This window comes from Microbacterium sp. zg.Y1084 (assembly GCF_024623595.1).
Classification (GTDB): domain Bacteria; phylum Actinomycetota; class Actinomycetes; order Actinomycetales; family Microbacteriaceae; genus Microbacterium; species Microbacterium wangruii.
The window spans coordinates 79,031-100,276 of record NZ_JANJGV010000009.1 but is presented as its reverse complement, the minus strand read 5'-3'; the positions used below and the strand labels follow the sequence as shown (position 1 = coordinate 100,276).

The following is a 21,246-nucleotide window of genomic DNA, read 5'->3' as shown; positions in this document are numbered from 1 at the left end:
GGCTAGGGGGGAGGTGCGACATCCTCGCGCCCGGCACGCGGGTCGATGACCGGGATGGATGCCAGCAGTCGCCGGGTGTACGCCACCTGCGGCGTCAGCAGGACCTTCTCGGTCGGCCCCTCCTCGACGATGCGGCCGTCCTTCATGACGATCACCTCGTCGCAGAGATTCTGCACCACGCCGATGTCGTGCGACACCAGCACGAGCGCCAGCCCGTCGCGGCGGCGCAGCTCCCGCAGCAGCTCGAGGATCTGAGCGCGCACCGTGACGTCCAGCGCCGACAGCGGCTCATCGCCCACGAGCAGCCGCGGGCGGTGCACGATCGCCCTGGCCAGCGCGATGCGCTGGCGCTGCCCGCCCGAGAACTCGTGCGGGAAACGGTCGGCCATGTCCGGCTCCAGGCCGACATCGGCGAGGACCTCGCGCACCCGCGCGCGCCGGTCGCCCTCGATCCCCAGCGCCCACAGCGGCTCGCCCACGATGCGTCCCACGCTCATGCGGGGGTCGAGCGATGCGTACGGGTCCTGGAAGACGACACCGGTCTGGCGTCGCAGCCAGTGCAGCGAGCGGGCGGGGGCGGATGCCGCAACCGGCCGGCCGTCGAAGTCCACGGTGCCCGCGGTGGGGGTGTCCAGGCCCAGCAGCAGCCGCACGAGGGTCGACTTGCCGGAGCCGGACTCGCCGATGACACCGAGGGCGGAGCCCTCCGCCACATCCACGTCGGCGTCCTCCAGCGCCGTCGTGTACCGGCGGGGGGTGAACAGGCCGGAGCGAGGCGCGAGGTGGCGGCGGGTGAGGCCCCGGCCGCGCAGCAGGGCGCTCACAGCGCGCCCCCCGGTCGCCACAGTGTCGCGGTGGCGTCCCGCAGCAGCCCGCGGGTCACCTCCGACGACGGACGGGTGAGCAGGGTCGACACCGGTGCCGACTCGACCACGCGGCCGTGCTCGAGCACGACCCCGTGGCTGGCGATCTGGGACAGCACCGCCAGGTCGTGCGTGATGAACACCAGCGACATGCCGTCCCCGGTGACGAGGGTGCCGAGCAGATGCAGGATCTCGGCCTGGATCGTCACGTCCAGGGCCGTGGTCGGCTCGTCGGCGATGAGCAGGCGCGGGCGGCAGGCGAGAGCCATCGCGATCGCCACCCGCTGTCGCTGCCCGCCCGAGAGCTGATGGGGATAGCGGGCGACGATCTGCTCGGGATCGGGGAGGGCGACGCGGCGGGCCTCGGCCACCGCGCGTGACTTCGCCTCGCGCCGGGTGACGCCTTCGTGGATGCGCACCGACTCGGAGATCTGCCGGCCCACGGTGCGGATCGGGTTCAGCGCCGTGCGGGGCTCCTGGAAGACGATGCCGATCTCGTCGCCGCGCAGCTGCGCGAGTTCGCGGTCGGGCAGGCCGACCAGCTCGCGCCCGTTCCAGCGGATGCTGCCTTCGACCGTCGCGGCATCCGGCAGCAGGCCCATGATCGCCAGGGCGGTGAGGGACTTGCCCGAGCCGGACTCGCCGATGAGCCCGACGCGCGCCGAGTCGGGCACCTCGAACGAGACGCCGTCGACCACGCGGCGACCGCCGAGCTCGATCACGAGGTCCTGCACCTGCAGACTCACGCCACCACCTCCGGAACGTGCGCGCGTGCGGCATTGCTGCGGCGCGAGAGCGTCGGGTCGGTGGCTTCACGCAGCCCGTCGCCCAGCAGGTTCAGCCCGAGGACGGTGAGCGTGATCGCCAGCCCGGGCCAGACCACCGACACCGGGTGCACCGTGATGTAGCTCTGCAGCTCGCTCAGCAGCACCCCCCATGACGGCTCGGTGGGCGGTGCGCCGAAGCCGAGGTACGACAGGCCGGCCTCGGCGAGCACCGCCACCGCCATGCCCCATGACAGCTGCACGATGAACACCGGCGCGACATTGGGGAAGAGGTGGCGCAGCAGGTTCTGCACGGGGGTAAGCCCTGCCGCTTTGCCCGCCAGCACGAACTCGCTGTGCAGCACGCGTCGCAGCTCCGGCCGTGTGACGCGGGCGATGTTGACGCCGAAGCCGATGCCGACCGACAGGATCACCACCCAGAGCGATCCCCCCCAGACCGCGGAGATCATCATGGCGATCAGCAGCACGGGGAAGGCGATGAGGATGTCCACCAGGACGGCGACCGACTCGCGCATCCATCGTCGGGTGAGCGCACCGAGCGACGCGAGGACCAGCCCGACGAGCGTGGCGACCAGGCCCGCCCCGAGCGAGACCCACACCGTGGTGACCGAGCCCGCCATGAGGAGGCTGAGGATGTCGCGGCCGGTGCCGTCGGTGCCCAGCACGTGGGGCCAGCCGGGAGGCGCCCAGCGCTCGGAGATGTCCACCTGCTGCGGGTTGAACGGCGTCCAGACCGCTGCGACGACGGCGGTGACCCCGACGGCGAGGACGACGGCCACGCCGACCCGCCCGGTGGTCAGGCGGAGGAGTCGGCGCAGCCAGCCCCATCGCCCCGTGATCGCGGGGGAGGAGGTGGCACCGGCGGGGGCGCTCATTCCGCCTCCCGCTGCCGGGGGTCCACGACCCGGTGGAACAGGTCGACGAGGAAGCCGACGACGAGCACGAACCCGGTGAGCACGAGCAGCTCGCCCTGCACCTTCGGCAGATCGCGCTGCCCCACATCGGTGACCAGCATGCGACCGATGCCGGGGAGCGAGAACAGCTGCTCGATCACGACGGCGCCCACGATGATGCCGGCCACCTGAAGGCCGAGCACCGTGATCACGGAGAGTCCGACGTTGGGCAGTCCGTGCCGCACCAGCGCCTGGGTGCGGGTCAGCCCCTTCGCGGCCGCGGTGCGCACGTAGTCCTGCCCCACCGCCTGCAGCGTCGCCGAGCGCACGAAGCGCAGCAGCATGGCGCCCTCGACGATGCCGATCGTCACCGCCGGCAGCAGCAGCGCCCGCCAGGCCGCCCATGGGTCGGTCCACCCGGCGCGCGGGAACCCCTGCGCGGGCAGCCAGCCGAGCCACACCGCGAACACCACGACGAGCATCATGCCCGCCCACACCACCGGCACAGCGGCGAGGGTCTGTGCGCCGACGGTGATGAGAGTGCCGTCGGCCCGGCCGCGGCGCAGCGCCGAGGCGACCCCGAGCGGCACGCTGAAGACGAGGGCGATGACCATGGCGAGGATGCCGAGGGGCACCGTGACCTGCGCCTTCTGCGCGAGCTCGGTGGCCACGGGTGCGCCGGTCAGCAGTGACGTGCCGAGGTCGCCCCTGGCCACGCCCGCCATCCAGTCGAGGTACTGCAGGAACAGCGGCTGGTCCAGGCCCAGTCGCGTGCGGATGGCCGCGACCTGCTCGGGGGTGCTGCCGACGCCCGCGATCATCTGGGCGACGTCGCCGGGGAGCACCCGAAGGGTCAGGAAGATCAACACGCTGGCGACGACGAGGCCAAGCAGCAGCAGGGCCAGCCGCGTCAGCGCGTAGCGGATCACCCCTCGCTCTTGGTCAGCTCGGCGAGGTTCAGGCGCTCGTTGACGTTCACCGTGGGCATACCCGAGATGCTAGCGCCGACGGCGACGACCGATGCGCCGTTGTACAGCCAGTCGGCCACGTGGTCCTCGGACACGATGCGGGCGGCCTCGGCCAGCAGTTCCGCGGCTTCGGCTTCGTCGGTTGCGGCGAGGGACTGCGCGAACAGCTCCTGCACCTCGGCGTTGTCATAGCCGAAGTAGTAGTCCGGGTTCGCCCAGTTCTCGAAGTCGCGCGCCTCGGTGTGCAGCACGAAGCTCAGGTCGAAGTCCTTGTTGATGTACACGTCGTTGAGCCAGGACGAGAACTCCACGGCATCCACCTTCAAAGTCACCCCCACGTCGTGCAGGTTGGAGACCAGGATCTGCGACACCGTCGTGCCGTAGAACGAGGGGATGGTGAGGGTCAGCTCGAGGTCGTCCGCACCGGCCTCTTCCAGCAGCTCGCGGGCCGCGTCGGGGTCGAACGGTGCGACGTCGGAGAGGTCCTCATAGCCGGGGTCGAGTTCGGGGATCGGTCCGTACTGCGTCTGCCCGGCACCGATCGCCTCGACGATCGCGTCGTGGTCGATCGCCTGGCGGATGGCCTGACGCACCTGCACGTCGGCCAGCGGGCCCTCGGACGCGTTCATCGCGAGCGTGCCCTTGTCGGTGGAGGCGCCCACCTCGACGGTGAAGTCGCCGTTGGCCTCGATCTGCTCGGCGAGGTTCGCGTCGAAACCGGTGACCACGTCGACTTCACCGGCGAGAGCGGCGTTGAGGGCCGCCTGGTTCTCGGGGATGTAGGCGAAGACCACCTCGGCGGCGCCCGCCGGGTCGCCCCAGTACTGCTCGAATCGCTGCAGGGTGACGCTGTCGCCCTGCTTCCACGACGACAGGGTGAAGGGACCGGTGCCGTTGGCTGCCGTCTTGCGGTCGATCGTGTCACCCTCCTTGAGGATGAGTCCGGCGCGACCGGTGAGGTTCCACAGCAGGCTCGAGTCGGGTTCGGCGAGGGTCAGGACGATGTCCTGGCCGTCGACTGCGATGCCGGTGACGCCCGCCAGACGGTCGGAGTCGCGGTACGACGGGGTGTCACGCACCTGGGTGAGCGACCACACGACGTCCTGCGGGGTCAGCGGCTGGCCGTCGTGGAAGACGACGCCCTCCCGCAGCGTGAAGGTGTAGGTGAGGCCGTCGGGGGAGACCTCGTAGTCGCTGGCGAGCGCCGGGACGATGTCCTGCTCGGGCGTGCGCGAGACGAGGCCCTGGTAGACATTGTCGATGAGCAGCTGGTCGAGGGCGGCTCCCGCGGTCTCGCGGATGTCGAGGTTGCCGGGCTCGGCGACCAGGCGAACCGCGACCGACGCATCCGGGTCGGCGGCGGCGCTCGTGCTCGGCGCCGGGGACGGCGACGCGCTGCAGGCGGTGAGGGCGAGCGCGCCGGCCATGAGCACGGCGGCGGCCAGGGTGGTGCTGCGGCGGAGCATGGGAGAGGTCCTTTCACAGGGCGGGCGGCGTCGGTGCTGGCGGGCCCCCGCATACGCTGGTGCGCGTAACAGCCTATGGTCCTGCTGGGCATGGTCGCGCATCGGGTGCCCATGCGCGGCGCGACCAGGATAATCGCGCTCCGCCGAGAGATGCCTGCGCGCGCCACACCGCCGCAGGCGCCCCTCCGCAGCAGGCGGCTAGGGTCGGACCATGACCGATCAGCCGCGTGTGCACCTGTCCCGCTCCGCCCGCGGCGCCTACCGTGCGCTGGAAGGCCTCGCCAAGACCGTCGGGTCGCTCGCCGACGACGCCGGCATCGACGCCCGCCTGCGCGAACTCGTGCAGATCCACGCGTCGCAGCTCAACGGGTGCGCCTACTGCGTGCGTGTGCACGTGGACCGCGCCGTGGCAGCGGGAATGGACGTCGACCTGGTGGCGCAGCTGCCGGTGTGGCGCGACTCCGGGGTGTTCACCGAGCGGGAGCGTGCCGCGCTCGAGCTCACCGAGGCGCACGTGTACATCCATGAGGAGGGCGTCTCCGACGAGGTGTACGACCACGTCGGCGGCATCCTCTCGGAGCAGGAGTATGTCGCGCTCAGCTGGATCCTCGTGTCGATCAACGCGTTCAACCGCGTGGCCATCGCCGGACGCTACCCGGTGGAGCCCCGCGCCGGGGAGAACGCGTGACGGCCGCCGACCGCATCGTCGCGGGGGCGCTGAACTTCCGTGACGTCGGAGGGCTGCCGGCGCGCGCCGGCGTCACCCGGTCGGGCGTGCTCTTCCGCTCGGGCAACCTCGCCCGCCTCGACGACAGCGGGAGGGCGACGCTGCGCGAACTGGGCCTGCGGCGGGTGATCGACCTGCGTGCCGACGACGAGGTGGCCCTCGAGCCCTCGCTGGTGGACGGCCTGGGGTTGGAGACCCTGCGACTTCCGCTGTTCACGGGCTCGGCCGCCTCGTTCTTCGAGCAGGACGTGTGTCTCGACGACTTCTACCGTGCGCTGCTCGACGAGGCGGCAGACCGTGTCGTGGAGGTCGTGCGCGGGGTGCTCGCGAACCAGCCGGTGCTCGTGCACTGCACGGTCGGCAAGGACCGCACCGGGGTGACGGTGGCGCTGACCCTCGCGGCCGCGGGAGTGGCGGAGGATGCCGTCGTCGCCGACTACGCGCGCACGGAGGCGCTGCTGCCTCCCCAGCGCAACGCCCGGGTGCTGGCGTACCTGCGCTCGCAGCATCCGCAGTCCCGCCACCTCGAGGAGCTGGCCACGAAATCGCCCGCGGCCGCCATGCGCACCCTGCTCGACGGACTGCGCGAGCGCTACGGCGCGCCCGTGGAGTTCCTGCGCGCGCACGGCTTGGGCGACGACGAGATCGCCGAACTCACGTCGGTGCTGGTACACAGCCCTTCATAGGTTAGGCAACCCTTGGTCGGTGTATCGTGGAGGCGTCATGAGCACCGCACCCCACAGCGCCGCCGCCTGCCGCGCGGCCAAGCACACCCGTGTGCAGCACCTGGTGACCGCCGACGAGCACGCGCTCGCCGAGCTGCAGGCGCTCATCGCCACGCTGCCGCTGTGCTCCACGGGCCGTGTCTTCATCGAGGTGCCCGACGCGTCCTGGCAGGCCGACCTCGCCGTGCCGCCGCGCATGACGGTGACGTGGCTCGACCGCTCCCGCCGCTCGGGTGAGCCGGGCACCGGCCGGGGCTGCGCCCGCGGGCAGGCGCTCGCGCGCGCGGTGAACGCCTGGGCCGACGAGATGCTGTGCGCCGACGGCCACGGCACCCGCGTCATGCTCCTGGGCGGCTACCTCGGCACCGCCGACATCGTCGACCACCTCACCGGCACCCTCGGCATGCCCGCCGAGGACATCCGCACCCCCGAGCGCTTCGGGCTCTCGACCGCCCGCTGACGGTCGACCGTGGCGCCGTGGCGCCGTGGCGTCGCGCGTCACGACCCCCGCGGCACGTAGCGGCCGTCTTCGAGGCCGGCCTCGATCTCGAAGCGGTTCGTCAGCGGGTTGCGCCCCGCCAGCAGGTACAGCACCGGCATGAGGGCTCCGTAGCGCTGCCACTGACGCTTGTGCCGCGCCTCATGGGCCAGCAGTTGCGGCGTGACGCGACCGGTTCCGGTGAGGAAGCAGCCGCCCACGCACACCCCGCCGCGCCCGTAGGTCCACGACGGCATCCCGCGGAAGACCCACAGTCCCGCCCGGCGTTCGATGGGTCCGGTGGACCACAGCGTCCCCCACACGAATCCGAAGGCCGTCCCCGCGAGGTAGCCGACCCGGCTGAGCGGGGAGTCCAGCAGCACGGCGGGGATCATGCGGTCCGCGCGGCGACCGCGGGCCACGGCCCGGTCGGCCCGCTCCCGCCACCCGGCAGGGGGAGGGGTGAGAGGACTCACGCGAGCGCGCCGATCACCCGGAGGATCGCGCCCATGTCGTCGACGGCGGCCGCCGGGGTCACCGGGGCGAACCCGGCCAGCGACGCGCCGACCAGCGGGATCCGGTTGCGCAGCCGTGCGAGGGAGGCGACCAGCTGCGGCACCTCGACGCCGAACGGCACGGCGGAGCTCACCCCGATGATGGCTGCCGGATCCAGGACGTCCAGATCGACGTGCACGTAGACGGCGTCGGCCCCGGTGGCGGCGACCGCGTCGGCCAGCGCATCGGGGTCGGCGAGGGCGTCGGCGGCGAGAACGGTGAGCGGGGATGCCTCCAGGTACGCGGCTTCTGCGGCATCCACCTCGCGCGCCCCCGCCAGCACGACGCGCTCCGCCGGCACCGCGCCGGCCGGCAGCGCGCGCTCGCCGTCGCCGAGCACCGCCCGCAGTGCCATCCCCGCGTAGGCTCCGGACGGGGAGGACGCCGGATCATGCAGATCCGGGTGGGCGTCGAGCCAGACCACCGCGAGGTTCGGGTGCCGCTGAGCCGCGTGTCCGATGGCGGGAACGGCCACGGCGCAGTCGCCGCCGACGACCACGGCGGGCTCGGCGAGAGGGGCAAGCGCTTCGGTCACCAGCGCCTGGATCCGTGCCAGGGCGCTCAGCCGGTGCACGCCCGTGCCGAGCGACTCGCCGGCCTCGAGCGGGATGTCGATGCGGGTGCAGGCGGATCGCGGCAGGTCGCCGGCGATCACCTCCGCGCCATCGACGAGGAGCATGGCGCGCGCAGACGGTGAGCCCTGCCATTGCGGTACGACGATGAACCGGGTCATGACACCATCCTTCCCTGTCGCAGGAGGTGCGGCGTGCGTCCGCGCCGTGGGAAATCGCCGGCCGCGCGCGGCGCCGGAGACGACTCCGGGCGCCGCCCCGGAAGGAGCGGCGCCCGGAGCGTCGTGCGGTGCGGCTCAGGCGCCGGAGTCGATCGCCTTCGCCGGGGCGCCGGACTTCAGCGCAGCCAGTCGCGCCTCGACCTCGGTGAGCTCGCCGACGTCCTCGAGCTGATTGAACTGCGCGTCGAGGGTGGACGCCGCGAGCTCCTGCTTGCCGGCTGCGAGGGCCTCCTGGCGGCGCACCTTGTCCTCGAAGCGGCCGAGTTCGCTGGTGGGGTCGAGCACGTCGATCGACCGCACGGCGTCGTGCACCTTGTTCTGCGCCTCGGCGGTCTTCGCACGGGCCAGCAGCTCGGAGCGCTTCGACTTCAGCTGCTCCAGCTTCTGCTTCATGCCGTTGAGGCCGTCCTTCAGCTTCTCGACGACCTCGCTCTGCGTGGCGATGGTCGGCGCGATCGCGCGGGCCTCGTTCTCCTCGCTGATCTGACGCTGAAGGGCGATCTTGGCCAGGTTGTCGAACTTGTCCGCGTCGGCGGTGTTGCCGGCGGTGCGCAGCTCGTCGGCCTTGCGGCTGGCGGCGAGGGCCTTGTTGCCCCATTCCGCGGCCGCCTGCACGTCCTCCTGGTGGTCGCGCTCGAGCAGGCGCAGGTTGCCGATCGTCTCGGCGATGGCCGACTCGGCGTCGGCGATGGAGTTGGTGTAGTCGCGCACGAGCTGGTCGAGCATCTTCTGCGGGTCCTCGGCCGAGTCGAGGAGCGCGTTGATGTTCGCCTTCATGAGGGTCGAGATGCGACCGAAGATGGACTGCTTTGCCATGGATGTGCCTTCCTGTCGAAGTGATGTGGACTGAACGGTGGATGCCGCGCGCCGGCGGCCGGGCCAGGGGGTCAGAAGCGCCCCCCTCCGCTGCGGCCGCTGCGGCTGCCGCCGCTGCTGCGCCCGCTGCGTCCGCCGCCGAAACCGCCGCTGCTGCGCCCGCTGCGGCTGCCGCCGCCGCCGAAGCCGCCGCCGAAGCCGCCGCCGAAGCCGCCGCCGAAGCCGCCGGATCGGCCGCGTCCGCCGCCGCTGTTGAGCAGCGAGTTGATGACGAGGCCGCCGATGACGGCTCCCATGACGCTGCCGTCACCGCCGCTGCCGTAGCCGCCGCCGGTGAAGCCGCCCACGTCGTTCTGGGCCTGCTGGATCGCCTGCGAAGCGAGACGGGTCGCGCGCTGCGCGAGGGGGAGAGCCTGCTCGGGCGCGGTGGCGGCCACCTGCTGCGCCTGTACGAGAGCGGCGCCCGCCTCGGCGAGCCGGGTGCGTGCCTGGGCGCCGACGGCTCCCCGGCGCGCGGAGATGTAGTCCTCGGCGGCCGACACCTGCGCCTGAGCCTGGGCGATCTGCTGGCCGAGCTGCTGCTGGGCGCGTTGCGCCCGCTCCTGTGCATTGCGGACGGCTGCGACCACGCCGTCGATGCGGGTGTTCGCGGCCTCGAGGGCCTCGCGGGTGACCAGCGGCCGCTTGGCGGTCGAGGTCAGGTTCGCGCGGGCGGTGTCGACCTGCTGACGGGTGGCGGCGATGGTCGCGGCGACCTGACCGTCGGGGTCGGGCAGCGCGGCGGCGACGGCCATGTCGTGCTCGAGGTCGGCGATGAGTGCCGTGGCATCCTTCTCGCCCTGCGCGAAGTCGTCGCGGAGCCGACCGATCGCGTCCTCCAGCAGCGCAGCCTGGTCGACGGCACCCTCGGCCGCGCGGATGGCGACGGCTGCCTCGCCCCCCTCGCCTGCAGCGATCGCGGCGGCGGCAGCGGTGAGCTGCTCATCGGCGAACGCCAGGCGCTCGCGGGCCTGGTCGGGGTTGTCGGCCACCGTCGCGAGTGCCTCAGGCGCGTAAGTGCTGCGCAGGGTCTGCAACGTGGTGGCGGCGGCATCGAGGCGGCCGCCGACGGAGGCCCGCTGCTCCTGCACGCGGGCGAGCGCTTCGGGGGCGTTCTGCTCGAGTTTGCGCAGCTCCTCGAACGCTTCGGCCTTCTCATCGAGGTCGGCGTCGGCCTCCTCGCACAGCCGGATGATCTCGGCGTTCCAGGCCCGGGTCTGCTCCTCCGTGTCGGGTTCGCTGTCGTCGAGCTGCTGCTTGATCGTGAACGCCTGGTTGAGATTCTCCTTGGCCTTGGCCAGTGCCTCGGCGAACTCGACCGTGGCGGCGTCGCCGAACTGCGCGCGGGCGAAGCCGAGCTCCTGCTCACTGGTGCGCAGGGCGTCATCCACGGCCACGAGCGCCGACGAGGCACGGCGGGCGAGTTCGGCCGTCGGCAGCGCCGCGACCTCGTCCGCGGACGTGCCGCTCTTCTTCGCGCCGCGTCGCGTGCGGATGAAGACGAACACGAGTGCTCCCACGGCGGCGACGATGACGACGATCCACACCCAGCTGACGCCGCCCCCGCCCGAGAGGTCGGACTCGAACCGGTCGGCCGCCAGCTCGATCGCGCCGGCGTAGTCGTTCTGTCCCAGCAGCGGGCGCATGTCCTGCTCGATGGCGTCGAGATCGCCGTCGCTGAGGGGACCGTTCGGGTCGGAGGAGATGTAGTACTGGCGGCCCTCGGTGGCGATGGCCAGCAGGTACTGCCGTTCGCCGAGGCCATTGGCGACCGCGACCTCATCGGCCCACTGCTGGCGATCGCCGGGATTCGTGAATTCGTCGACGAGGACCACGTAGAGGTCGACGCTGGTCTCGTCGTACAGCACCGCGAGACGGTCCTCGACCCTGTCCACCTCGGCGCTGCTGAGCACCCCGGCCTGGTCGAGCAGACGGGCCCCGCCCAGCTGCACAGGGTCCGTCGCGAACGCCGTCACCGACCCCGCGGAAAAGAGCACTGCGAGAATCGTGGCCAGCACCAAGGCCCAGCGCCTGCGCATCGTGTCCCCTTCTGAGGCCCCTCACAGCGCCTCAGGGCGAGTCTATTCACCCGCCCGCGGCCGCGCTGTAGTCCGGCTGCTGGGAGGTCGCGATGAGAATCCCCGACCGGCGGCCGGTGCGGCGGGTCGGCGCGGACGTGTCGCCGCCCGCGGGTACGCTCGTGCCCCCGGAGGAGACATGGACGATCGATACGGCGGCGACGTGCTGGCACCCGGGTGGCGCACCGTGGGGAAGCGCGAGATCCCCCAAGTGCCCGCGAACCGCGGCCTGGTGGTCGAGGTGGCCGGCGATGGATTCTGTGGGGCGGTCACCGGCGTGCAGTCGGGCCTGGTGGAGCTGGAGGATCGGGTGGGGCGCCGTCGGCAGTTCCCGCTCGGCGGCGGCTTCCTCATCGACGGCGACCCCGTGCGCCTGACGGCGCCCACCGCTGGCCCGAAGCCCCGCACGCGCACGGCATCCGGATCTTTCGCCGCGCCCGAACAGCGCGCCCGGGTGGCGCGGGCCAGCCGCATCCTCGTCGAGGGGCGTCACGACGCGGAGCTCGTCGAGAAGGTGTGGGGCGCCGACCTGCGGGTCGAGGGTGTCGTCGTGGAGTACCTCGAGGGCATCGACCTGCTCGAGCAGACCCTGCGCGACGAGCCTCCCGGCCCGCAGCGCCGCTACGGGGTGCTCGTGGACCACCTCGTGCCGGGATCGAAGGAGCAGCGCATCGCGGATGCCGTCGCCCGCGGCCCCCACGGCGCGCACGTGATGGTCGTCGGTCACCCGCACGTGGACGTCTGGGAGTGCGTGACACCGCGAGCCGTCGGCATCCCCGCCTGGCCGACCGTGCCCCGCGGGATCGACTGGAAGACGGGCGTCTGCCGCGCGCTGGGGTGGCCGGCCGAGGAGCAGGCCGACATCGCGAGGGCCTGGCAGCGCATCCTCGGGAGCGTCCACACCTTCCGCGACCTCGACCCGGCGCTGCTGGGGCGGGTGGAGCAGCTGATCGACTTCGTCACCGAAGAGGGCTGAGCGCCGGGCGATGCGCTCGCCGCCCCCGGTAGCCTGGGAGCATGCCGGATCCTGAGCCCGACGCGGACCCGACCGTCCCCGCCGACGATGCCCCCGACGCCCCGTTCCGCAAGCGCACGGTCTCGTTCGTGCGTCGCAGCGGCCGCATGACCGAGGCGCAGGAGCGTGCCTGGAGCGATCTCGCCCCGTTCTACGCCCTGCCGCTCGAGCGCGACGGCGCGACGACCAGCGTGCGTGCGGGCTCGGAGATCGACCCGGCATCCGTCTTCGGCCGCGCCGCGCCTCTCGTCGTCGAGATCGGATCAGGCCAGGGTCACGCCATCGTGCACGCCGCCGCCGCCCGACCGGACGGCGACTTCATCGCCGTCGAGGTCTTCAAGGCGGGCCTGGCCCGCACCATGCTCGACGCCGAGCGTGCCGGCGTGCGCAACCTGCGTGTCGTCGAGGCCAACGCGCCCGAGGTGCTCGAGCACTTGCTGCCGGAAGCGTCGGTGGATGAGCTGTGGGTGTTCTTCCCCGACCCGTGGCACAAGCACAAGCACACCAAGCGCCGATTGATCGCCCCGCCCTTCCCCGCGCTCGCCGCGCGCGTGCTCCGCGACGGCGGCGTGCTGCGCCTGGCCACCGACTGGGAGGACTACGCCCTCCAGATGCGCGACGTCATGGCGGATGCCGCCGACTTCGAGCCCGCCTTCGAGGGCGACTGGGCGCCGCGCTACCCCGGACGGGTCGTCACCGCCTTCGAGCGCAAGGGCGCCGCGAAGGGCCGCGCCATCCGCGACCTGTCGTACCGGCGCAAGGCGCGCTCGTGAAGACGGTCGTCCCGGCGACTCGGCCGCTCGTGTCGCTGGCGACGGTGCCGACTCTGCTGGTGTGTCTGGCCGCCCCGGCGTTCTTCGTGCTGCTGCAGCCGCTGCTCGGCTGGGGGCTGCTGATCGCGGGGCTCGTCGCCGCCGTTCTGGTGGAACGGCGGGGTGGGCGCGATGCCGCGCGCGTGGCATCCGACACCCGTCCGCCCAGCCTCGTGCGCGACCTGTCCCTCATCGCCGCCGGCATGGTCGTCGTGAGTCTCATCGACCTCAAGGCCGAGCTCGACAACGCCGCGATGGTGCGCTTCACGCTCGCTCTGGGCGGCGCCGTCGTGGTGCCGTACGTGATCTCCCGCTGGGTGTATCGCGACCGGGCGATCTCCTTCCCGTGGCACGGGGGAGGGCGGTGGACCACCTTCCAGTGGGTGTGGCTGGTGCTCGTGCTGGTGCTCGGGTGGCTGATCCTGCCGTTCTACTTCATCACGTCGGGCGTCTACATGAACTGGCCGGTGGTGGACACCCCCGACCTCATCGCGCGCCTGTTCGTCGGCGTCGGCGCCGTCGGCATCTGGGACGAGCTGTTCTTCATCTGCACCGTGTTCGCGCTGCTGCGTCGGCACTTCGCCGACCTGTCGGCCAACCTGCTGCAGGCGATCGTGTTCGTGTCGTTCCTGTGGGAGCTGGGCTACCGCGAGTGGGGGCCGGCGCTGACGATCCCGTTCGCGCTGCTGCAGGGCTACATCTTCCTGCGCACGCGCTCGCTCGCGTACGTCGTGACGGTGCACCTGCTGTTCGACGCGGTGGTGTTCGCGGTGCTGGTGCACGCCCACAATCCGGGGATGCTCGACGCGATCTTCTTCGTCTCGCCCTGACCGGGGTCGGCCGGCTGGTGCAGGCCGCCCGGTCCGCGCGGGGCGGCCACGGCCGCGTGCGCAGCCACGTGCACAGCGTCGCGGAATGACGCGCAGGACGGGGGGAACTGGCCCCTCCGGGCGTCCTCGACGCCGGATCGACGACGTTGTGCACGCGGTGCGCGCGGTGCGCCGGCCGGCCGGCTCCTGCAGGGGACGGCCGCAGCGGTGCGCGGGTTGTGGGCGTGTGCGCCCGCCGCGGCGTGCACAACGTCGGCATTCCGGCGCGAGAGGGCGGAAACGGCGCCGGCGGCGGGCGCTCGACGCCGGATCGACGACGTTGTGCACGCGGTGGGCCGCTGCCCAGTGCCCGGCGGTAGCATCGGGGGCGGATCCCGACCGGATCCCCGGACGAGGGTTCAGTACCCGGTGAGCGACAAGACTGGCCACGGAGGCTGTGTCATGTCATGGATCGTCCTTGTCGTGTCGGGAGTGCTCGAGGCCGTCTGGGCGACCGCCCTCGGCAAATCCGAGGGGTTCACCAAGCTCTGGCCGTCGGTGGTGTTCGGCGTCGCGCTGGTGCTGAGCATGGGCGGCCTCGCCTACGCGATGCGCGAGATCTCCACCGGCACCGCCTACGCGGTGTGGGTGGGCATCGGGGCGTCGATCACGGTGGCGTACGCGATGGTCACCGGGGACGAGGCCTTCTCGCTCGTGAAGTTCCTGCTGATCCTGGGGCTCGTGGGCTGCATCGTCGGGCTGAAGCTCGTCAGCCCCGAGTAGACCGGCAGTGCCGGCATCCTTCAGCTTCAACCGGAGGGTGAGACGACTTCGGGCGGGAGTCTTGACGCCCCGTCGGATCGGAGTAGCTTCAGTTCTGCGAGAAGAAAACGGAAACGTGGAAACCGAGAGGTGACCGGATACGGAAACCGACACACACAATTGATCGCCCCGGAGCTTCGGCTCCGGGGCGTTCTGCGTTGTCGGGAGCCGTGCTGCGCCGGTGATAGTCTCGTTCGGTACGCCTCCGTAGCTCAGTGGATAGAGCGCCGGTTTCCGGTACCGTAGGTCGCAGGTTCGACTCCTGTCGGGGGCACCACCACCACTCCACGCGAAGATCGCCGTCCAGTTCTGGGCGGCGATTCGTCGTTGCGCTGCGAACGCCTCGTCGTCAGCGAGCGGTGGCGCCGAGGTGGTCGGCCGCCCACTGGCCCAGTTGGGTCAGCAGGGGGAGGAGCTCGCGGCCGGCCTCGGTCAGCTCATAGGCCACCGACACCGGAGGGCCGGGAGCGACCTGGCGCACCACGAGCCCGGCCTGCGCCAGCTCGGTGAGCCGATCGGACAGCATGGCGTCGCTGATGCCGCCCACGCCCCGGCGCAGCTCGACGAACGACATCGCCCCGCCGCGCAGCACGTCGACGATCATGCCGTTCCATCGTTTGCCGAGGACCGAGAAGGCCAAGCTGACGGCAGCGTCACACTGTCGCCCCTCGTGCTGGTCCCCGTCCACAATCCGACTCTACCGTGCTAGCGTTTCGCTGGTCGCTCTCATTTTCGGAGCGACTACTGAAACCCAAGCCCTGATCGGAGCCCCATGTCCCTCTTCCGGCTGGATGCCAGCATCTTTCCCGCCACCTCGTCGAGCCGTGCCCTGGCCGACCTCGTCGAGGCCGAGTGGCTCGCTGCGCACCCGCATTCCACCGTCACCCGGCGCGACCTCAGCCTCGACCCGGTGCCGGCCACCGCGTGGCCCGATGCCGTCACGGCGCCGGGCGTGCCCGAGGCCGAGCGCAGCGAACGCCAGCGGGCGGCGGTCGAGCTGGCGACGGTCATCGCGGATGAGCTGACCGCCGCCGACGCGCTGCTGTTCGCCGTGCCGCTGTACAACTACGGCGTCTCGCAGCACTTCAAGACGTGGTTCGACCTCGCGTACACCGATTCGCGCATCGACCCGCAGGGGACGGCACTGCACGGCAAGCCCGCCACGCTCGTCACCGTGCTGGGCGGCAACTACGCACCGGGCAGCCCCCGGGAGGGCTGGGACCACTCGACCGCGTGGCTGCGCCGTGTGCTCGAGGACGTCTGGGGCCTCGACCTGCGCGTCGTGCAGCGGCCGTTCACTCTGGTCGGGGTGAACCCCGCGATGGATGCCTTCGCCGACACGGCCGCGGCGCTGAAGTCCGACGCCGAGCAGCACGCCGTGCGCTCCGGGCGCGAGATCGCCGCGGCGCACAGCGCCCGCGTGGCCTGACAGCGCCGGCGGGGGATGTCGGTGGTCCCGGCATCCCTGGCCGTGCGCGCTCCTGGCCGGGATGGCGGACCTCACCCGGGAGTCCGCTCGCCACACCGGTGAGGATTCGGGGGCGCGGCGCGGACTACGCCGGGGTGCGCGGGGTCTTGATCAGCGATCCGGCGACGAGGAACACCGCCGCGGCAACGGCGTGCGCGCCCGACCACCAGGGGCCGGCGAACGGGAACGGGAAGAGCGGGTTCCAGACGACGGCGATCGCCAGCATGACCGGCGCCCACCACCACTGGCGGGCCTGCAGGGCGAACCAGCCGATGATCACGGCGAGGATCGCCACGATGAAGCGGATCGCGAGGTAGTACTCGTGACCGATGAGCGCTGTCCCGGCAACGCACGCGATCGCGGCGAGGATCGCCGGCGCGAACGCGTTGCGCTGGTACTCCGAGGTCGGGCGGGGCTGCGGTGAGGACACAGGGTCTCCATTCATCTGTCTCCTCCCAGTCTGACGGCTCCCGCCGGGAGCCCGGTTCGCCCGACGGGTGCTCGTAAGCTGATCGGATGCCGCAGCCTGCCGTCACCGCCGCGCTGGCGGACTGGCACTTCACCGGCACCCTGCGGCTCTACCAGGCCGACGTGCTCGACCGCGTCGACGTCGACGCCGGCGCGGCGCTGCACATCGTCGCGCCGCCAGGGTCGGGCAAGACCCTGCTGGGTCTGCTGCTGGCCGCCCGACGCGGACGCCGCGCCGTGGTGCTGACCCCGACCACGACGATCCGCGGGCAGTGGGCCCGTGCCGCGGCGACGCTCGCCCCCGACCCGGCCGCCGTGTCGGAGGACCCCGCGCAGCCGGCGGAGCTCACGGCGCTGACCTACCAGGCCCTCAGCGTGCTCGACGCCGCCCACCCCTTGGCCGGCATCGCCCGCACGCGCTGGCTCGGCGAACTCGAAGCCGACGGGCGCTCGCCGGATGCCGCGACGCGCTGGCTCGACGACCTCGCCGATGCGAATCCCAAGGCCTACGGCCGCGGCATCGCGAGCCGGTCGCGCACGGTGCGGCGGCAGCTGGTGCGGGAGGATGCTGGCGTGCTCGCGGCGGCGCTGCACCCGAACGCCCTCGCTCTCATCGACCGGCTCGTCGAGCACGGCGTGGAGACCGTCGTGCTCGACGAATGCCATCACCTGCTCGATCACTGGGCGCTGGTGGTGGCGACCCTCGTCGCGCGGCTGCGGGCCGCGGGCCGCGAGCCGCTGCTGATCGGCCTCACGGCGACGCTGCCCTCACCCGACGACGCGGCGGAGTACGACAACTACACCTCGCTCCTGGGCGACGTGGACTACGAGGTGCCGGTGCCGGCGGTGGTGCGGGAGGGCAACCTTGCGCCCTACCGCGATCTCGTGCGTTTCACCGAGCCGACGCCGCAGGAGCTCGCCTTCCTCGCCGCCCACGCCGACGGGCTCGAGGTGCTGCTGCGCACCACGTTCGCCCGCGATGCCGGCCTGCAGCTCCTCGTCGACATCCTGCAGCCCGAGCCCGAGCCCGAGCCCGAGCCCGGGCCCGGCGCTCCACCGGCGCCGAGAGATCTCGATCCGCCGCCCGCGCCGCCCGCCCCGCCCGCAGAAGACGCCGCCGACGCCCGCCTCGCGGCCGCGTTCGCCGCCGACTTCGCCGGCGCCGAGGCGGCCGCGGCCATGCTGGCGACCGTCGCTCCGCAGCATCCTCTCGTCCCGCGCCTGCCCGACGTCGCACGCCGGCCGCCGACCGCCGACGAGGCGATGCGCCTGCTCGCGCGGTTCGCGCTGGACCGCCTGCTTCCGGATCCGGCCGAAGAGAAGCACTGGCACCGCATCCGCCGGACCCTCGCCGACTTCGGCTACGCGATCACCGATCGGGGGGTCCGCCGCACCCGTGACCCCGTCGACACCATGCTCGCCTCATCGCTGGCGAAGGACCACGCCGCGTGCGACATCCTGGGCGCCGAGCGCGAGGCGCTGGGCGATGACCGGCTGCGCGCGCTGGTGGTCACCGACTTCGCCGAGCACGGCAACAGGCACGGCGGGCTCGTGGGCACTGCCGGCGCCCTGCGCACCTTCGCGACGCTGGTGGCGGATGCCGCCACGAGCGGACTGCGCCCGATCCTCGTCTCCGGCAGGTCCACGCGCATCGCGACGCGGGACGCGGAGGTGCTCGTCCCCGCGCTGAGCGAGGTGCTCGGCCTGCCGGTCGCCGCGGCGCCGGTGCTGGAGTCACCTGAGGTGTCGCAGATCCACGCGCCCGGGGCCGGCTCCGCGGCACTCGTGCGCGCGGCATCCGTGCTGCTCGCTCAGGGAACGGTGCAGGTCGTCGTCGGCACGCGAGGTCTCTTCGGCGAGGGATGGGACTGCCCGGCCGTCAACACCCTCATCGATCTGACGGCGGTGTCGACGGCCTCGGCGACGCAGCAGCTGCGCGGGCGCACGCTGCGCCTCGACCCGGCCTGGCCGGAGAAGGTCGCACACAACTGGACGGTCACCGCCGTGCTGCCGCCGTCGTTCCCCCTGCGCGCGCAGCCCGATGTCGCTCGCCTGTCCCGCAAGCACGCGAGGCTCTGGGGGCTCGACGCCGACGAGCCGTCGCGGGTGGTGCGCGGCCTGTCGATCGCGATGGCGGCGACTCAGCGCCGGGCGCTGGACGCGGTGGTGGCGAAGGATGCCGCGGCATCCGTGGCCGCGCTGAACGATCTGTCCGCGCCGGCGCCGCGGGGGGTCACGCGCGCGCGATGGCGGATCGGCGAGGCGTACCTCGACCGCGAGAGCGTCAGCGCGCTGGTTCCGCGACGGCCCGGGGCGCCGGTGTTCCGCACCAGCGCGCCGGCGTCACGGGCCCTCGGCGGCGCGTTCGGCGCGACGGCCGCGGCGACGCTCGTCGGCACGGCGGGAGCGGCGGCCGCGGGGGTCGCGGTGGCCTCACCCGAGCTCGGCGTGGTCGCCGGGATCGCGGTGCTCGTCGTGGGGATCGTCCATGCCGTCCCGCTCGGGATGGCATGGCGTCAGACTCGCGGGCAGACCGCGCGAGCGTCCGGCGTCCACCTTCGCATCGCGACTCTGGTCTGGGAGGCGCTGCGGCGGGCGGGACGCGTCGCCGACGTGGATGCAGACCTCGTCTCGATCGAGGGCGAGCCGCGGGGCGGGGTGGTCTCGATCGCCCTCTCGGCGCCGTCGGCGGCCCCGGCCGATCAGCGGACGCTCGCCGATGCGCTGGGGGAGCTGTTCGGCGTCGTGCGCACCCCCCGCTTCCTGCTCGAGACGGGTCAGGGAGGCCGGGCGCCCCTGGTGCGCGGTGTGCTCCGCCTCGCAGCACGACGCCGGGACACCGGGCATCTCCTGCCGGTGCCGACCGCCATCGGGCGTCGCCGGGCGGATGCCGAGGCGTTCGCCGCGGCGTGGGAGCAGGAGATCGGCCCCTGCGTGCTGCACGCGATGGACCGGCCCGGGCAGCTCGCCCTGATGGCTCGTGCCCGCCGGGGCGGCGGTGAGCTTCCCGCGCCGATCGCGCGCGAGGAGTGGCGCTAAGGCTGCGCGCCGAGCCGGGGCTCGTGCGCGAGGGACCGCCCGGGTGTACCGACGGTCGCCGCGGCGGTCGGGATCAGGCCTGACGGCGGATGAAGCGCATGAGCCACGCGATGATCGCGATGACGATGATGATGATGCCGACGTAGAGCAGGAACTGCACGGCCTGGACGAACACGCCCAGCAGCAGCAGGACGATTCCGACGATGAGGAGGATTACAGCGAGTCCGGTCATTCGTCGATTCTGGCTGCTCGCCACCTCAGCGCGGGGGCGGTTGACAGGTCGCCCTCGGATCCCTAGACGCTGCGGACGCTGCTCACGCGACGGTGAGACCGCACATGCCGCAGATGCCCGTCGCCGACACCTCGACGAAGCACTCGGGGCACATCGCGCGCGGCGCTTCGTCGACCGACGAGCTGCGGCGCACCTCGGGGGTGCGCTCGGGGCGGACGGCGGTGCGCGACGAGGCGCGCGGTGCGCGCTTGGGCTTGGCGGCGACCGGCGCGGGCGCGTCGGGCAGCTCCATCGCCGGCAGGTGGTCGGCGCAGTAGAAGCGGATGAACCCGTCGTGATGCTTCGGATGCCGGTGCTTCACGGCCCACAGCTGCGTGCGGGGGTGAGGGTCGGCTTCGGTGCGGCACGCGACGCAGCGCGCCGGGTCGCCGGGGACGACGTCTGCGACGACCACCGGGGTTTCGAACGGGACGGCGTCCCGCCAGTCTGCTGATGCGACGATCTTCATGCTCGGAGGCCTCTTCCCACCCTTCGAGCCTACGCTCGTCCGGTCAGCCCTGGCGCCACTGGTCGCTTTCGAGGTGCGATCCGGCCTGCGGCCCCATCTGCAGCATGCCGCCGTCGACGGGCCAACTCGCGCCGTTCACGTACGAGGCGGCAGGCGAGGCGAGGAAGGCCACGACTGCGGCGATCTCCTCGGGACGACCCGGCCGGGGGACGGGGATGCCGGGGCGGTGCGTCTGCTCGGCATCCTCGGACTCCATGTCGTTCATGGGAGTGGCGATCTCGCCCGGTGCCACCGCGTTGACCGTGATGCCCGCGGCTCCGAGCTCCTGGCCCATGGTCTTCACCAGCCCGCCCAGACCGTGCTTCGCGGAGACGTACGCCGCCGACCCGACCCGCGGCTGATGCTCGTGCACGCTCGTGACGGCCACGATGCGTCCTCCCGTGCCGGCCGCGGCCATGCGGCGGGCTGCCCACTGCATGCCGACGAACGCACCGTCGAGGTTGAGCGCGACGGTCGAGCGCCAGTCGTCCAGCGACATCTCGAGCACAGGGATGCCTCCGCCGCCGCCGGCGTTGTTGATGAACACGTCCACGCCGCCGAGCTCCTCTGCCAACCGGTCCAGCACAGCCGGGGCGCCGGCGAGGTCGGTCGCGTCGAACTGCGCCACGACGGCACGAGCGCCGCGGGCGCGCACGGCTTCTGCGGTGTGCTGCGCACCCTCCTCATCGGAGTGCCAGGTGATGCCCACATCGAGCCCGGCTTCGGCCAGGGCGATCGCCGTGGCGGCGCCGATGCCGGAATCCGAGGCGGTCACGATGGCATGGGTGGGGGAGAAGGTGGCGTCCATGTCTCGACGCTAGGAAACCACGGCGCCACGATCACAGGGG

At 72.3% G+C, this 21,246-nt stretch carries 23 protein-coding genes, 1 tRNA gene and 1 riboswitch; of the genes, 10 read left to right on the top strand and 14 right to left on the bottom strand.

Going from position 1 to position 21,246, the window contains the following annotated elements; all coding sequences use genetic code 11:
• Window positions 1-2: 2 nt before the first annotated feature.
• The 5 genes from NQ165_RS10870 to NQ165_RS10850 are packed head-to-tail and all read right to left on the bottom strand — an operon-like array spanning window position 3 to window position 4,975.
• Window positions 3-824 (bottom strand): ABC transporter ATP-binding protein, encoded by an 822-nt coding sequence (locus tag NQ165_RS10870; protein ID WP_257526615.1) that lies wholly within the window; start codon window positions 822-824, stop codon window positions 3-5.
• Entirely contained in the window at window positions 821-1,609 is a 789-nt protein-coding gene (locus NQ165_RS10865; RefSeq protein ID WP_257526617.1) for an ABC transporter ATP-binding protein, read from the bottom strand. Before NQ165_RS10865 ends, NQ165_RS10870 begins: the two co-directional genes overlap by 4 nt.
• Window positions 1,606-2,523, bottom strand: coding sequence for an ABC transporter permease (locus NQ165_RS10860; protein WP_257526618.1), 918 nt, complete (start codon window positions 2,521-2,523; stop codon window positions 1,606-1,608). The genes NQ165_RS10865 and NQ165_RS10860 overlap by 4 nt, the downstream gene beginning before the upstream one ends.
• Window positions 2,520-3,470: an ABC transporter permease gene (locus NQ165_RS10855; RefSeq protein WP_257526619.1), complete on the bottom strand. Its 951-nt coding sequence runs from the start codon at window positions 3,468-3,470 to the stop codon at window positions 2,520-2,522. The genes NQ165_RS10860 and NQ165_RS10855 overlap by 4 nt, the downstream gene beginning before the upstream one ends.
• Window positions 3,467-4,975, bottom strand: a complete 1,509-nt coding sequence (locus NQ165_RS10850) for an ABC transporter substrate-binding protein (protein ID WP_257526620.1) — start codon at window positions 4,973-4,975, stop codon at window positions 3,467-3,469. Before NQ165_RS10850 ends, NQ165_RS10855 begins: the two co-directional genes overlap by 4 nt.
• Window positions 4,976-5,186: 211 nt before the next feature.
• On the opposite strand from NQ165_RS10850, the gene NQ165_RS10845 reads away from it, so the two are divergent.
• From NQ165_RS10845 to NQ165_RS10835, 3 genes are read left to right on the top strand one after another with little or no spacing between them, the layout of a single operon-like run.
• Complete coding sequence (locus NQ165_RS10845; protein ID WP_257526621.1) at window positions 5,187-5,663, top strand: carboxymuconolactone decarboxylase family protein; 477 nt, start codon at window positions 5,187-5,189, stop codon at window positions 5,661-5,663.
• Window positions 5,660-6,388 carry a tyrosine-protein phosphatase gene (locus NQ165_RS10840; RefSeq protein WP_257526622.1) on the top strand — a complete coding sequence of 243 codons (729 nt, stop codon included), beginning with the start codon at window positions 5,660-5,662 and terminating at the stop codon, window positions 6,386-6,388. The genes NQ165_RS10845 and NQ165_RS10840 overlap by 4 nt, the downstream gene beginning before the upstream one ends.
• A 37-nt stretch (window positions 6,389-6,425) precedes the next feature.
• Window positions 6,426-6,887: a siderophore-interacting protein gene (locus NQ165_RS10835; RefSeq protein ID WP_257526623.1), complete on the top strand. Its 462-nt coding sequence runs from the start codon at window positions 6,426-6,428 to the stop codon at window positions 6,885-6,887.
• A gap of 38 nt (window positions 6,888-6,925) precedes the next feature.
• On the opposite strand, the gene NQ165_RS10830 is transcribed toward NQ165_RS10835, so the two are convergent.
• The 4 genes from NQ165_RS10830 to NQ165_RS10815 form a co-directional block, all read right to left on the bottom strand.
• A complete protein-coding gene (locus NQ165_RS10830) occupies window positions 6,926-7,381 on the bottom strand; it encodes a Fe-S oxidoreductase (RefSeq protein ID WP_257526624.1) in 456 nt (151 codons plus the stop codon).
• The gene (locus NQ165_RS10825) at window positions 7,378-8,193 is read right to left on the bottom strand and encodes an arginase family protein (RefSeq protein WP_257526625.1); all 816 of its coding nucleotides are present in this window, start codon (window positions 8,191-8,193) and stop codon (window positions 7,378-7,380) included. Before NQ165_RS10825 ends, NQ165_RS10830 begins: the two co-directional genes overlap by 4 nt.
• 135 nt (window positions 8,194-8,328) lie before the next feature.
• A complete protein-coding gene (locus NQ165_RS10820) occupies window positions 8,329-9,069 on the bottom strand; it encodes a PspA/IM30 family protein (protein ID WP_257526627.1) in 741 nt (246 codons plus the stop codon).
• A 71-nt stretch (window positions 9,070-9,140) separates the two neighbouring features.
• Window positions 9,141-11,105 (bottom strand): TPM domain-containing protein, encoded by a 1,965-nt coding sequence (locus NQ165_RS10815; RefSeq protein WP_257533445.1) that lies wholly within the window; start codon window positions 11,103-11,105, stop codon window positions 9,141-9,143.
• Window positions 11,106-11,325: 220 nt separating this feature from the next.
• Here NQ165_RS10815 and NQ165_RS10810 point away from each other — a divergent pair, with 220 nt between their 5' ends.
• From NQ165_RS10810 to NQ165_RS10790, 5 genes are all read left to right on the top strand, one after another.
• Window positions 11,326-12,162 carry a DUF3097 domain-containing protein gene (locus NQ165_RS10810; RefSeq protein WP_257526629.1) on the top strand — a complete coding sequence of 279 codons (837 nt, stop codon included), beginning with the start codon at window positions 11,326-11,328 and terminating at the stop codon, window positions 12,160-12,162.
• 41 nt (window positions 12,163-12,203) lie between these two features.
• Complete coding sequence (gene trmB / locus NQ165_RS10805; RefSeq protein ID WP_257533443.1) at window positions 12,204-12,974, top strand: tRNA (guanosine(46)-N7)-methyltransferase TrmB; 771 nt, start codon at window positions 12,204-12,206, stop codon at window positions 12,972-12,974.
• Window positions 12,971-13,843 carry a CPBP family intramembrane glutamic endopeptidase gene (locus tag NQ165_RS10800; RefSeq protein WP_374940944.1) on the top strand — a complete coding sequence of 291 codons (873 nt, stop codon included), beginning with the start codon at window positions 12,971-12,973 and terminating at the stop codon, window positions 13,841-13,843. The genes trmB and NQ165_RS10800 overlap by 4 nt, the downstream gene beginning before the upstream one ends.
• Window positions 13,844-14,208: 365 nt before the next feature.
• Window positions 14,209-14,273: riboswitch (guanidine-III (ykkC-III) riboswitch) on the top strand.
• A gap of 11 nt (window positions 14,274-14,284) precedes the next feature.
• A complete protein-coding gene (locus NQ165_RS10795; protein ID WP_257533441.1) occupies window positions 14,285-14,605 on the top strand; it encodes a multidrug efflux SMR transporter in 321 nt (106 codons plus the stop codon).
• A 240-nt stretch (window positions 14,606-14,845) separates the two neighbouring features.
• Window positions 14,846-14,921, top strand: a tRNA-Arg gene (locus NQ165_RS10790).
• 72 nt (window positions 14,922-14,993) lie between these two features.
• Here the strand turns inward: NQ165_RS10790 and NQ165_RS10785 are convergent.
• Window positions 14,994-15,332 (bottom strand): helix-turn-helix domain-containing protein, encoded by a 339-nt coding sequence (locus tag NQ165_RS10785; protein WP_257533439.1) that lies wholly within the window; start codon window positions 15,330-15,332, stop codon window positions 14,994-14,996.
• Between the two features lie 84 nt (window positions 15,333-15,416).
• On the opposite strand from NQ165_RS10785, the gene NQ165_RS10780 reads away from it, so the two are divergent.
• Complete coding sequence (locus NQ165_RS10780) at window positions 15,417-16,073, top strand: FMN-dependent NADH-azoreductase (RefSeq protein ID WP_257533437.1); 657 nt, start codon at window positions 15,417-15,419, stop codon at window positions 16,071-16,073.
• Between the two features lie 124 nt (window positions 16,074-16,197).
• Here the strand turns inward: NQ165_RS10780 and NQ165_RS10775 are convergent, their stop codons facing one another.
• Window positions 16,198-16,557, bottom strand: a complete 360-nt coding sequence (locus NQ165_RS10775; protein ID WP_257533434.1) for a DUF6804 family protein — start codon at window positions 16,555-16,557, stop codon at window positions 16,198-16,200.
• Between the two features lie 71 nt (window positions 16,558-16,628).
• Here NQ165_RS10775 and NQ165_RS10770 point away from each other — a divergent pair, with 71 nt between their 5' ends.
• Window positions 16,629-19,619, top strand: coding sequence for a DEAD/DEAH box helicase family protein (locus NQ165_RS10770; protein WP_257533433.1), 2,991 nt, complete (start codon window positions 16,629-16,631; stop codon window positions 19,617-19,619).
• Between the two features lie 73 nt (window positions 19,620-19,692).
• On the opposite strand, the gene NQ165_RS10765 is transcribed toward NQ165_RS10770, so the two are convergent.
• The 3 genes from NQ165_RS10765 to NQ165_RS10755 all read right to left on the bottom strand — a co-directional run bounded on the left by NQ165_RS10765 (window position 19,693) and on the right by NQ165_RS10755 (window position 21,206).
• Entirely contained in the window at window positions 19,693-19,851 is a 159-nt protein-coding gene (locus NQ165_RS10765) for a hypothetical protein (protein WP_257533431.1), read from the bottom strand.
• An 82-nt stretch (window positions 19,852-19,933) separates the two neighbouring features.
• Window positions 19,934-20,359 carry a glucose-6-phosphate dehydrogenase gene (locus NQ165_RS10760; protein ID WP_257533429.1) on the bottom strand — a complete coding sequence of 142 codons (426 nt, stop codon included), beginning with the start codon at window positions 20,357-20,359 and terminating at the stop codon, window positions 19,934-19,936.
• A gap of 43 nt (window positions 20,360-20,402) precedes the next feature.
• On the bottom strand, window positions 20,403-21,206 hold the full coding sequence (locus NQ165_RS10755; protein WP_257533427.1) for an SDR family oxidoreductase: 804 nt from the start codon (window positions 21,204-21,206) through the stop codon (window positions 20,403-20,405).
• Window positions 21,207-21,246: the final 40 nt, after the last annotated feature.